This window comes from Variovorax sp. 05N34 (assembly GCF_056397405.1).
In genome coordinates this window covers 191,235-204,488 of sequence record NZ_JBFTNI010000006.1, presented here as the reverse complement: position 1 = coordinate 204,488, position 13,254 = coordinate 191,235, and the positions used below count along the sequence as shown (strand labels likewise).

The window sequence follows — 13,254 nt, the reverse complement described above, 5'->3', positions numbered from 1 at the left end:
ACTCGCGGGGGCACTCCCTATATTGGTGCTTTTCACTGAATCAAAGGCCTCGACGGTCGCAGCGGGGCCGTTGTCGTTCGGGTTTGACACAACCGAGGCATTTACCAGCACCTCGATTGGCCCTCTGCCGCCGAGCCAAGCCAGGACCGTCGCTCAAACGAGGCAAGCTGAGATGGGCGTCGTACTGCAGGACGCAATATCAGATGAGGAATTGCACAATGCGCCAACGACACACTGAACGAGCCACCCTCACGGATGGCCTTCATCGCCACTCAACCCGCAGCAACTTATGACTAGAGTTAAGATGTATCCGGCGAAGAACGGTGATGCGTTCCTTGTTGACGCTGGCGGCCCGCATATCCTCGTGGACGGTGGCTTTGCGAGTACCTATCAGGACTACATCGCGACAGACTTGGCACAGCTGGCGGCTCACGGCGGGCGGCTCAACCTGGTCATCTGCACACACATTGACGGCGACCACATCGGAGGCCTACTTGAGTTCTTCTCTCTCAACGGCCCCTCGGAAAGACGTGGCATAGAGGTTGGCGCCGTCTGGCACAACAGCCTACGTTCGCTGCCTACCTCAACCTCGAGGCTCGGGAACGTTAACGACCGCATGGTTCTTGAAGCCATCCGCCGGCGTGGATACCAGGACGCGGCAGTCGCTTCGGCCAACCCCATCAGCGCTCGACAAGGAAGCTCGCTTGGCAAGCTCCTTCGACAGTACGCCTACAGCTGGAACTCCGGGGACGGGACGAACTGCATTAGCGATGGCACCGCCCCAATGTCCGTCGGAGGCAACGTGGACATCCAAGTCATCGGACCGAAGCCCGAGCGCCTCGATGCGTTGAGGGACTTGTGGCTGCGCGAGCTCCGAAAACTGGGCTACAGCGGTTCATTGGATGCCAGTGACCTCTTGGACGATGCGTATGAGATGTGGTGCGCTAGTGCGCCGCCGCCAACTGCTCCGAAGGCAGTGTCGATTGCGGCGAGCGCCAATCTGCGTTTGGCAGACGTTTACACGCCGGACACGTCCATCTCGAACGGCAGTTCCATTGCTTTCATCATCTCCGCGGGGACCACTCGGCTTCTCTTGCTGGGGGATGCCTGGGCAGAGGACACTGTTGCCAAGCTCAGGGCCATGCAGCCAGCAGCTGCCCCACTCATCTTCGACGCCATCAAGGTCTCGCACCACGGCAGCCTCCGGAACACGAGCGTGGAGTTGCTCTCGGTCGCAGATTCCCCGTGCTTTCTCATCTCAAGCGATGGAAGCCGCCACGGGCACCCGGACTTCGAGGTCCTGGCGGAAATCGTGGACCGGCCGGCGCCGTTCGAACGGGAGTTGTTCTTCAACTATGAGACGGCCGCATCTGAGCGATTGAGGGCGCATGCCTCGAGGTCTGGAACAGCCTTCACTGTGCGTGTAGTTGATAACGAATGGATTCAGGTGGGAGAAGTTCAATTTGACTGAAGAAGAAATCAAGCAGGCGACCTGTCAAGTGGTCGGCAAAGACGAAGTGGGCACTGGATGGCTCATCTCTTCGAACCTCGTACTCACGGCATATCACTGCGTCGAGGCAGCAGTGACTGCGGGCGAGCCAGTCGTGGTTCGATTCGGCACGGGCACAGCCGCAATCGAGCACACCACAGCGGCTGGTCCATACGACGAGGACCTGGATGTCTGTCTGCTGCAGCTACTTGCCCCTCTCCAGCTTGAACCCATACCCATCAGCGCTAAAGGCCTCCGGCCAGGCGAAAAGTGGAATGCCTTCGGCTACCCAGTGGCGAAATTGCAGCTTGGTCACGTCGTTAAAGGTGAGATTCAGCAAGTGCTCGCCGAGCGGGTGCACCGCATGGACTTGGACCTCTCAGTTGAGCCTGGGACGCACCTGTCGAACTACAAAGGCCTTTCTGGTTCGGCATTGGTGGTGGGGTCAGTCTGCAAAGGACTGTTGCGGCTCAACATCGACAGTGCGCTAGGTGCTGTGAGTTTCGAGAAGCTCAAGGCATTTCTGGAGGCTAACGCCCTCCTGCCACAGGAGCCTTTGAGCGGCAACGCGGCACAAGATTTTGGTACGCGGCCCGCATTCGATGAACTCTTCGAATCGAGCATCGAAAAGAAGGGCGCCGGCTACCTCTTTTTAGAGGGCTCACACGGGGTGGGCAAGTCGACGTACTGCTCAATGTTCAGTCCCCAGTCGCCAGCGGTAGAAAACCTTGGCGTGTACCACTTCACTGACAGCGCCAGCGGGGCGACGCCGGCCCAACAGGTCCAACCAGAGGTCTTCTTCGACTGGGCAAACTCGCTCCTCTCCACGCGGGCGACCGGCAGGCCAGCAAGGCTGATGGACCTCACGTATAGCCAGCTAATTGAGCAGACAGGCGAAGTGCTCAAGTCGCTGGCCGCGCGCAGTAAAAAGGCCGGCAAGACTGGCGTACTCTTTATCGACGGCATCAACGAAGCGGCCTTCGCGGGCGTCGAAACCCTAAGGCGATTGGTTGGACTGTTACCGCAGCGCGTTCCTGATGGCCTGAAGATTGTCATCACGGGCGTTGGGCTGGACTCCCTTGCCGCGAGCCTTGGGCCCATTCTGCAAGGCGCTGAGCGCTTGACGCTTCCCACCCTGGAGCGGGACGTTCAGTACGGGGTCTGCACCGGATATCTGGACGACGACAAGGTTACGACGCAAATCGTGGCGGCCCTCTGTGACCGCGCGATGGGCCACCCGCTCTACCTGCGCTACCTAACCGACTTAGTCAACAGCGGCGCCTCTGAGGTCGACATCGCTGAACTGCCGGTGTTCAGTGGCGCCATTGAGGACTACTACGAGACGATTTGGTCCAAGCTCGCGCTGGACAACGACATTGTCAACCTACTAGGCATCATCGCCCGCCTGCGTTGGGGCATTTCCGTCGCCACCATGACGTGCATGCTCAGCCCTGCCGAACTGGCGGTCTTGCCGTCAACCCTGCTGCGGGTTCGGCACCTGCTTGCCAGCCCAGAGAACACCGCGATTTACCACCCTTCGTTTTCGCAGTTTGTCGTCCACAAGACTGCACTCATCGGCGAATGGGTGCACATCCGCTTGGTCGGCTTTTGCGCCGCCCGCCAGAGCGGTGACTACGGTGTTCTCAACAAGGTCTACCACGCGCTGCGAGGCGGCGAGCAGCAGCAACTGCAGGCGCTTGCGCACTGTCAGCAGGCATGGGTTGACGACTCGGTGCTGCGAGGAGCGGAGCCAGATGTCTTGCTCTCGGACATCGACGAGACGCTAGCAGCAGCAACCAGAGTGGGCACGGCCCTCGACATCATCCGTCTTCTGCTGCTCTCGCAGCGACTGACCTTCCGGTACGACGTACTTTTCGTCCAGTCCGCTGAGCTAGTGGCCAGCGCACTTGTCGCGCTCGGAAAGACGGAAAGCGCACTTCGACACGTCGTACGCAATGGGCGCCTGGTCGTCTCAGCCGACGAGGCGTTCTCCGTAGCATATGCCTTGACGCAGCGGGGCAGCACAGAGCTGACATTAGATGTCTTGGAACTTGTTCAACGCGAAATCAATGTCGTATTTGACAAGATGCGCTCCGGTGACGGCGTAACCCGTCGAGAGTTCTTTACCGCGATAAACCTTCGAATTCACGCCTTTTCCCTCGAAAGGGCTGCAGGCGGAGACCCACCAATCACCAGGTTCTTGCGAGCCATCGTCGAAGGCTTCTTGCGCGGCCCCGACAGCCAGTTCTCGCCAGAGGAAGGGGCCGAAATCCTTCGCAAGCTCTCAGGTGAGATGGCGGGCGCCCAACTGTGCTTGAAGGCTGAGTACCGACCGTTCTCGGAACATAAGCTGCCGATGGACGTGGACTTGAGCCACCAACTGCTCATCTTCCTTCAGACGCTGGTGCATGCCCAGATGTACTCGGAACTCTACGGCATCGCGCTCAACCAGAACATGGTTGCGCTCCTGCTCGAAGACATTGCCAGAGTCATCGACGCACCCCTGGAGACAGACGACCGGCGTTTCTTCTTCACCGATGCCTTGATTGAAGCAGGTGCAACTCCGAGCCTCGTGAAGACGTACTCCGCAGGGGTTGACCTGGGTAACGGGACACTGCCCTTCTACAAGGAGAACCGGTCCGACCCGGACGAATCCGGGTTCGACAGTGCGATTCGGCATCTGCGGGCTTCCGCGTTCCTCGATGAGGGCTACACCACGCCTTCGGTGCGGACTCCGAAAGTCGATGATTGGGAGCAGGACCTACAGGTCCTCGCCAGAGCGCTTGCATGGTGCGATGGCAAGGCCCGCCGGGCCTTCGCTACAGGCGACCAGCTTGCCTTGGATGCGGTGTGGTCATTCGTAGCTGACGACCTCCTGCCCTCGTTGGCATTCACGTTTGAATCGCGCATCCATTGGGACTCGAGTTACCTCTTGCCCGAGGCCGTAATGCCGCGGCTTTACGAACAGCTGGCAAAGCTGTTGCTTGACTGCTTTTCAGCCAAGGCAGTTGTTCTTCTTGATGCATTGGAGCGCGGATTCGACATCCAGCTTGGCCTCTACAACGAGGGCTTTCGCAAGACGCTTAAGAAGGTGCTGCGTCTTTTCATCGAACGTATATCCGGCGGCCCGTATGCCGGCGAAGTCTTTGCGCTGGTGATGCGCTGGAGAGACTACGCCGCCGCGAACGTTGAGAACAGGTTCGAGCTCATTCCGGAGCTCCTGCAGATTGTCCCCTTGCTCGCACGGCTACATGCGGACGAAGAAGCGCTGAGGACCTACCGCATGGTGCTCTCGTTCTCTATGGGACCCAGCTGGTACAAGGAGGACCAGCTGTCCATGATGACAAGCACCTTGGAGGCGCTGCCAGCCGCTTCACCGGTCGCAGGAACTTCGCTCGCCCAGATTGCCACCCTTCTGGAGCGCGCCACGGGCGAGATGACTTTCCAGCGCTATGTACGTGCTGACAAGGGCAACTACATCGGGGAGCTTTGCCGTCGCTCCCTTTTCTCAGATGCCATCAAGTACTTTCAGCACCAGAGCTGCGGCACCCTCAACGAGCTGTTCTCGCAGGCGACTAGCGGAAATCTCGACCGGGTGTCGAAGCTCGTCGGCATGCGCTTTCCTGGGGCCGCACTGGAGGAGCAGGCGGCCTTGCTTGCAATTCTGCGCAACGTCGGGGGGCAAGCAACCTGGCAGCTGCGCTGGGCGCTCTTGGAGGTATACCAGCACGGGGACGAGAGGCACCTCAAGGACTGGGGCCGCCAGTACGCCGCAATTATCTCGGAACTGGCAGACAGACCAGACGACCTCGCGCTGGCGAGCGCCAGGGTACGTTCGATTGTGGCTTCGTTGAACGACGAGCGAGCCTGGCTGCTGCTAAGGAGCCTTATCTCGGGTCTTGCGCCTGAATCCCGCTCTCCATTCGAGCCTTACCTTGAGGCAGCAAGGTCCAAGCTGGAACCCCAACAGGTCCATCAACTCACATCCAGCTTCGGTCTGGTCCACGAAGAAGATGAAAAAAAGGACCTCGAAGCCGCCACGAAGAGTCGCACCGGCAACGACGCCCAAGCGGATGATGACGACGACCGCTTCGTCTTGCCTGGAACGTTCGGTAAACGCTCAGCCGTGCAACCCGCCGACGCGCACCTCGAAGTGGCGCGCGACCAGCTGACAAGGCGGAATTTCGCCGCAGCGGTCCAAGAGAGCCTTCACGCCCTGAAGACCCTGCAGACAGCGGGATGGTCCATCTGGGCGGACAACCACTCGGCGAGGTTTGCCGATGAACTAATTAGTGCTCAAGTCCAAAGCGCAGACGAACTCGCCAGACTTTACGGACCACTGGCCCTAGACGAGCGCCATACCCAACGCTGGGTAGTTGCCTCTCGCCTCATATCCCTTGTGGGAGAGAAAGTCGCTGCGGAGGAGCAGGCATCGCTCCTGGAGGTTTCGATTGACCACATAAGGCAGATTGTGGGCGAGGGCGTGCCGGCCCCCTTTGCCTATATTGGGACCTTCCCGCGCGCCAGTGCGTCTGAGTCTCTCCTGGAGCTCCTGCTTTGGACGCTCGACCACGCGAATTGGGCTCGGCGCGATGCCGCGGCATCCATGCTCTTGTGGCTCGCCCGCTCGGATGGAGCTTGGCTCCCAAATCTCGCCGCTTTGGCCTTCTCGATGGACAGGAGAAATCGCGCAGACATCGCCGCGGCAACACTGGACATCCTCTCACGCGAAAATTCGGCCACTGTCTGGCACCACATTGAATCGCACGTGGATGTTGCTCAAATCGGCGAGCAGTGCCGACATCTGAGCAGACTCGTCACGTTCATGCGAATCGCGGAGCGCGCGGGCAAACGAGGCACTCAATCCGCAGAGGCCGCTGCAAGGACGCTACTTGACCGCTTCAGCGCCAGCAGTGGCATGCCCGCTCCCGCCCGGGACCTGAGGCCGCCTGAATATGTGCCGCCGTCGCTGCAGGGCGTTTGGTACGAGTTGTCCGAACTCGACCTCTTGACGGACGACGCACTCCAGGCGTTCGCCTCGCAGATGGCCGACTGCTGTTCGCCACTGGGCATCAAAACGGCACGCGAGTTGGAGGCTCTGGTCGCTGAGGGCGGCCGAGAGAACGCGGAGTTCTCAAACGGCCGTTGGGCGTCGACCGTACGCTTCGCGCTGAACGCCGCGCTCATCCAGCCCATGCCCGTCAGCTCGCTGAAGAAGGCTGAAGCGGCGCTCCGGACGTACAACCCGGAAAGTCTTGTAGAACCGGACAACGGGAACGACCTACTGGCAAGTCTCATCGCATCCTTGGAGAACGGCAAGGAACGCAGCTTTGCGCCGTCTCATCGGAATCTGGTGTTCCTTGACCTTGGGTGTTTCATGGAGTTGGGGGGACATATCGTTCACGTGGAGCTGACGGCGCACCTCATCCCGCCTGGGCAGCAGCAACGTGTGCGGCCGACACCGCCAAGCTTCAAGGCCACCGAGCTTCCTCGCCCAGGGCCCGAGGAACCTATCGCCGTGTGTGGCAGAGCTCAGCCCGCTATCGCGTACTTAGGCTGCATTAGCCCGGCAATTCCAGCTCCTCGCTTCCTACAGCTCGTGGGGGCACGGCCGTCAAACACCTTTCGGTACCATTGGAGGCACGGAAGCACGGTGACAAATCTGGCTTCCAGCCGTCGTCATGAGGCCGCGTTACTGGCGATTGAGCGCAACGCACTTGCACTGCCCGACGGCTGGCACATGCAATGGATTCTGAGGGTCAATGGCAATGTTCGAGCAGTTCTGAGTAAGTTCTAGGGGGTACCAGACAATGTTTTCGCCGATGCAAACGCCCTCCACGAGGGCCGAGTTCGAGGAGCGGATGAACTTCGCGCGCGAGCAGCTGAAGAACGGAATGATGCATTTCGCGAAGGGGCTGCGGGGGCCTGATAGCCTGCTCAATGTGCGCTACTTGCCGAACCGACGAATAGACCTTCTCAGTATCGACGAGATGGCGCGGTTGAATGCGAACACGAGCTACCAGATGCGCAATTCAGAATTCGGGAAGATGCTGTCCGACGACGAGGGACGTTGAATAAGGCGAGGTGTGGGTTCGTGTCGACGCTCTTGGAGTACGACCGCTGCCACAAGCAAGAATTTTCGAAATCGAACCCCAAGTCCGAGATGGAGCCCCGACTCCGGGGCTGTAGAGCTTGCGACTTCGCCTCAACGAGTGATTCGTTCGCCGGACGCGATTTAAGAACTTGAACGGCCAGCCGGTTGCTCCCATCGACGGGAGCTGCGACTAAAACATCTCCGATGGCATCCGCAACGCGGATGGTCCCGGGCTCCTGTCGTTGAACAGGCACGTATTGAGATTGATTTCGTGAGTGCCGTCACGTCTCCCATATCCGTTGAGATGTGATGCTCGTCTCCCCACGCACTCAACGCGCAAGGCGAGTGAAGCCGGTACTGAGGAAAAAGCGCCGAATGCGAGCCAGGGCCGCCGCATTGTTCAACGAACTCTTCGCGTAGTGGCGCATCGTCTCCAAGGGGTCTTCGCGTTCTCGAATTGTCGGCACAAGCTCCGCGAGCTCGCGCCAGAATCGCTCAGCCCCGTACATGCTCGCAAACACGCCGGCGACCAGGCTGGACCTCTCGCCGTCCGGAAAATCCTGGCTCCACTTTTGCGCATGCTTGCCGGGCCGCTCGGAATCCAGCGCCACTTCGCGCGCCGCGGAGAAATCCGTCGCGACCACCAGAAACTGCTGCCCTTGCTGCTCCTCCAAGATTTGGCATTCGGCTAGGCCGCTCAGAAAGTCCCACACAGCCACCTCCGGGTCTGCGCGGCTCTCGTCTACCCAAAAGCGAGCGCGTACCCATGCGAGCACCTCGCGGGTCGATACGGCGTCAACCCCACGACCGTGCGCAGTGGAAATCAACGAGGCGTACGCGCCGAGCTGCCAAGTCTCAGGCCGCGCTGCAATGGCCCCGTAGTTGCGGACGCGCTGCGAGAGAAACGGTGGGACCCCGGCGCGCGATAGCCCCAGATACTCGAGAGCACGCGCGACCTTCTCCGCTTCGTGCAGTGCTGCATACTGTTCCGGGCGCGAGCGCGCCGCGTTAAGTCTTGCCTTCTGCGCCTTGATGACCCTCTGTTCCGCGAGCGCAATTTGCTCTTGGACATGCCGCTCACGCTCTCGCGCTTCGGCGCGCCGGCGGGCGGATGCCTGCCGTGCCTGGAAGGCGTCTTCCTTGATATCCGCCGCAAGCTGTGCGCGAAGGTCTTCCTCCATCGCTGCCGAATCCGGATGAAAGAGCCAGGCACTGTGCGGTGTTGCGTCGAATAGGCGCGAGGAGAGCGACTCGAAGTCCAGCGTCTTCAGGTCCGAGATGTCGATTTCGAGCGCGCCGAGCCCCAGTTTCTTGATTCTCTGGAGCTTCACGGCATCAACGAAGTGCGTGTACGCCACCTCGACCAGAAGCTCACCGCCTTGGTGGTTCACCACCAAATCGGGCCGTATTGCACCCAGGGACTGCTCCATCCGAACAGCGGCGAGTGACACCGTTCCTCCTTGCCGCAGGAGCGCCGAGCGTTGAAGCACCGGCGTGAACTGTCCGGGCCCCTCCACCATGGCGACGAGTGGCGGGAGGTAGAGCACGCGCCGCTCTTCAATCAGCTGCTTTGCCGCCAGGTGCAGCGCGCTCTCGAGGCCGCCGCGACACAGCGCCGAAGACGCATGTGCAAAGTGCGGGGTAATCCGGCCACCAAGCGCGTGCTTTGCAATCAGTAGCGTTCCACACCCTGGGCAGACACACCCGCACCGCAGCCCGGCTTCCACCCGCAACGGCTCAAAAAGCCTTCCATTCCGCAATCCGAATGGAACCACAACGCCGCCCATGTGAGCAGCGGTCTTCTCGCGATTCAGGGCTGAGTTCACCGAAACCATTTTCCCATGCCGCGCGCGCACGTCTCACGTACGGCGAGACTTTGCAGCCGCGGCGGTAATCGCCTCATCGTCACGGTCAATGAAGGCATTGAGGTAGTAGCGCAGAGACTTCGTGTCCTGGTGGCCGAGGATGTCAGCCGCACGCTCGAGGATGAGTCTTTGCTCGTCCGGGTCGTGCACCGAGCGGCCTTCTTCGACGGTCTGCATGGCAAGCTCATGAACCAGCTTGCTTGCGAACCTTCCGCGCAGCCGGTGGAAGTGCAGTCCTCTTCGGTCGGCTCTACCTGTCACGACCTGGAATGCCCGCGAGAAGATGTGGGAGACGCTTTGCCGGTTCAGCCGCTCACCCGTTATGGCGCTTAGAAAAATCCTGTCYTCCTTGGACCTTTTCTTGCGCTTTCTGAGCATCAAGTCTCGAGGGCTTGTCGCTTCTTCGGTGGAGGTGACAAAAGCGTGTGTCTCCAAAAGGACATCGGCTGTGACCGGAATGGACCGCGGAGCCTCTCCTTTGCCGATGATGGGCATCCAGTACATTCGGTCGTTATCTTTGAGGGTCTGGCACTCAGCGAGGGTGGGCAGCTCCGTGAGGGTGCGCTCAAGGAGCTCGGACTCGCGAATGCCCGAGTCCAGCGCCCACATGGCAAGCAACACGTTTCTTGTATGAGCGGGGTGCGGCCCCGACAGATGGATGTAAAGCAAGTCGACCTCTTCGCCCGTCGGTACCGGCAACAACGGAGATTTGCGCGTCTTGTAGACAAGAGGAGAGGTGACGCGGCGCTCGTTTCGGTGAATGACTTCGACCAGCCTGATAGGGTAGGGCTGCATCCCCGGTGGGGTCACACCGATGATGTTGTGAACGTAGCCCTGTTCCTGGCACCACATGTAGAAGTCAAGAACTACGTAGAGTTTCTTGTTGATGGTTCGCATTCTCTTCTGACGGTCCTGGCGCGCCACGCCCTCAAGCATCCGATTTCGCCATGCCCGCAGCAGAGTGTCATCCGCCTTTGTCCAAGGCTTGCGCGCCACCTGCTGCAGGTTGCGCCAGAATGAGCACAGCGCACTGGCGTACTGAAGCACGCTACCTCTTGCGGTATGCGTGGTGCGCAGGTAGATGAGCCACCTACTTGGCGTTTCAATCACGTCGCCGTACGCATCGACCAGGACGGGCGTATCCTCGTATGCGGCCCCTGCGATGGCGAATGAGGAATCTGACGTCAGGACCTTCGGACCGCGATAAATGCGCCTGCTAGGCAGCGCGCATTCCAAGAACGCCATGTAGCCCGGAACAAGTTGCTCGATGACTTCGGAGAAGTCGCTCGACTCTAAGTCAGTCATGCGACTTCACACCTTCCAAAAGGCTGCCTCCGAGCTTGACCACCTTCTTGTTCAAGCTCTTGATGGTTTCGCTGGTGAGATGCTTGTTCTTCTCCGTCGCACGAACGGCTGCTCGTAGCTTGTGGTTCTCGTCGAGTAACAGGGCGACTTGACTAATGAGGCGACCGACAAGGTACCTGAGGTCTTCGCGCTCAGCTTTGACGCCGTCCAGCTGTGTGCTCAGCGACCGCTTTTTCTTGCGTACGGTGCCCGCGTTCTTGTAAGCGTCTAGCTTCGCTAGGTAGCCTTCGACTTCATCGATTAGCGTGACGCGGGTAGGGGACTGCTTCTTGTTCAGAAGCTTCGGGCTTCCAATCTTCTGGAGGTCACGCTGGGAGTCCTCGAACTGCCGGAACTCCTCCATGTTGGTTGGGTACGCCACGCCGACAAGGGACTCGCCATCTGCGACCATCTGAACGAGCTCGGCGAGACGCGCTCGCTTGCGCTCAAGGTTGGCGTCGCTTCGCGCGCCACGCTCATTGTTAGAAAGCGCTTTCATTGGCTGAGGGCTGCTGAAAATTGTTGCGCACAAAGCTCTCGATTCTCCGGTGGCGCTCCTGCATGACGCGTTTGGCCATAGTTTCCGCAGGCGCGTTGACGATGGCGATGTGCAAACGATTCGACTTCCCCCGCCAATGCTCTTGCCTTGACTCGTCGGTGCAGAAAAACAGGCATCCGGCGCACTTGTCCTCGCTAGACGTTTCTGGGTCGACGGTCGCTTTTGAGCGCACGTCCTCCGCGGTGACGCAGGCCGCTCGCCGAAGATTCGAATGCGCACTCTTGACGCCGCAGTAACCCCACAGCGTGGCTCGCAGGTCCAACTGGCGCTGCTCAATCAGCCGTGTGAGAACAGGAAGCTGCTCGCTCTCGTCGGCCAATTCAACTTGGGAAAGGGCGCGGGTGATTGCCCGTTCAAGCGACTTGCCGAAGATGCCTTTGGGCTTGACCTTGCCCAGGGCGACGTCTCGCAGCTTTGCGAGGGTGAACTGCTTGCCAGCCTCCATGTTGTCGCGCTTCCACTCCTTTGAGTTCGTGTAGGACCTCATGTGCTTCAAGTTGACGTGCCCGAAATACAAGGACAGTGCGATGAGGGAGGGGTGGTCGTACCGCCAGCGGTAGATGAGGGCGAAAAGTTTCCGAAATTGATGCGCGGCCAGCTGCCAATCCGCTCCATCGTCGGACTTCACGAGCTTCCCGAAGTTGGCGAGGGCGTTGCGCAAACGCTGACCGAGTCGTCCCGTGCCTCGAATAGCTGCGAACACGGCGTTGTCGGTGTCGACCCCACGCAGTTCCTTCAAGTAAGCCAGGGCACGGATGGAGTCGGCTACCGACCAAGTGCACGGAAAAGCGTCGTACTTGGCGCGCTTGCCAACATAGCTCGTGAACCAGTGGCCAGTCTGCGCGTCACCCTGCAGGCGGTCGTAATTCAGGGACACGAGCTCGGTCATGCGGCGAGCCGTGAAGGTGCCGCAGATGACGAAGCAAGCAACCGGCAGGTGCGTGCTGGTAGCCACGTACCAGGTGATGTGGTCTGGATTCTGTCCGGGCTTTGTCTGGAGGCGGATTGGCCAGCCTCTGCTAGCCGCCACGACATTGAAATCTGACATCGTCTTGGCTAGGTGCGCTCGCTGGTCCTTTTGCGTTAGAGGTCGAAACGCGAGCACGCGCTGGACCTCTGCGAGGAATGGGCCGTACTCATAGAGCCAATTGAACGCCATCCCCACAAGGTTGCACGCGTAGTCGACCGGAAGCGTGCGCGTGCCGACGGCAGGCTTTCCCCAGCGCTTGATGAGCTTGGCAATGTCTCCCAACGACGGCTCGAAGGACAGCCCATCAGCAAATCGGCCGCGATATCTCCACAGAAGCTGAAATGCTGTGACCCGTGACCGCAGAGCTCCGATGGAGACCTGCTTGGGCGCCAACTGGCGAAGTTCCGGCAGCTCTCCCTTCGCAATGAACGCGGCGAACAGTGAACGGGCGGCGGGCAGGAATGCGTGTTGTGTGCTGGGAATGCCTGCTTCGACGAGGGCGGAAGTCAGGTCCATCGGCGCAGCGGTGCCACTCACCTTGTGCTTCTCCAACATCGAACCAACACGCTCTTGACTCTGGAGAACTCTGTCCAGGCCGCATGAGGAATCGTAGATGAAGTTGCGCAGGTCTTCGCCCGTGAGGTGGCCGAAGTAGTGGATGCCGCGCACTTTCATCCACTGCACCAGAATGCCGAAGCTGCTGACAAGCCCCGCAACGCTGGCTCCTTGCTGCCCAACGGTCGTTGGTGCCGCGGGGTATTCGGCCAAGATGATGGCGTCGATGGTCGCCAGCAGATGGCCGTTCTCTGGCGCAGACAGCATGGAGCCGTCCGCGAGGAGGCGGTCGACGGATGCTTTGACGACGCCACCGGTCTCTTTGATTTGATACTGACCCAGGGCAACGTGCTTGAAAAAGGTTGAGGATGGCATGCG

General features: G+C 60.0%; 7 protein-coding genes. 3 read left to right on the top strand and 4 right to left on the bottom strand.

The window, feature by feature from the left end; all coding sequences use genetic code 11:
- The first annotated feature begins 289 nt into the window (after nt 1–289).
- From avs1a to avs1c, 3 genes are read left to right on the top strand one after another with little or no spacing between them, the layout of a single operon-like run.
- Nucleotides 290–1,471 (top strand): AVAST type 1 anti-phage system MBL fold metallo-hydrolase Avs1a, encoded by a 1,182-nt coding sequence (gene avs1a / locus AC1DMA_RS17955; RefSeq protein WP_478145060.1) that lies wholly within the window; start codon nt 290–292, stop codon nt 1,469–1,471.
- Nucleotides 1,464–7,286, top strand: a complete 5,823-nt coding sequence (gene avs1b, locus AC1DMA_RS17950) for an AVAST type 1 anti-phage system protease Avs1b (protein WP_478145059.1) — start codon at nt 1,464–1,466, stop codon at nt 7,284–7,286. The genes avs1a and avs1b overlap by 8 nt, the downstream gene beginning before the upstream one ends.
- Before the next feature lie 13 nt (nt 7,287–7,299).
- Entirely contained in the window at nt 7,300–7,563 is a 264-nt protein-coding gene (gene avs1c / locus AC1DMA_RS17945) for an AVAST type 1 anti-phage system protein Avs1c (protein WP_478145058.1), read from the top strand.
- A gap of 349 nt (nt 7,564–7,912) precedes the next feature.
- Here the strand turns inward: avs1c and AC1DMA_RS17940 are convergent, their stop codons facing one another.
- From AC1DMA_RS17940 to AC1DMA_RS17925, 4 genes are all read right to left on the bottom strand, one after another.
- Nucleotides 7,913–9,130 carry a hypothetical protein gene (locus AC1DMA_RS17940; RefSeq protein ID WP_478145057.1) on the bottom strand — a complete coding sequence of 406 codons (1,218 nt, stop codon included), beginning with the start codon at nt 9,128–9,130 and terminating at the stop codon, nt 7,913–7,915.
- 312 nt (nt 9,131–9,442) lie between these two features.
- On the bottom strand, nt 9,443–10,753 hold the full coding sequence (locus AC1DMA_RS17935) for a tyrosine-type recombinase/integrase (RefSeq protein ID WP_478145056.1): 1,311 nt from the start codon (nt 10,751–10,753) through the stop codon (nt 9,443–9,445).
- The gene (locus AC1DMA_RS17930) at nt 10,746–11,291 is read right to left on the bottom strand and encodes a hypothetical protein (RefSeq protein ID WP_478145055.1); all 546 of its coding nucleotides are present in this window, start codon (nt 11,289–11,291) and stop codon (nt 10,746–10,748) included. The genes AC1DMA_RS17935 and AC1DMA_RS17930 overlap by 8 nt, the downstream gene beginning before the upstream one ends.
- Entirely contained in the window at nt 11,275–13,251 is a 1,977-nt protein-coding gene (locus AC1DMA_RS17925) for a hypothetical protein (RefSeq protein WP_478145054.1), read from the bottom strand. The genes AC1DMA_RS17930 and AC1DMA_RS17925 overlap by 17 nt, the downstream gene beginning before the upstream one ends.
- Between the last annotated feature and the right edge of the window lie 3 nt (nt 13,252–13,254).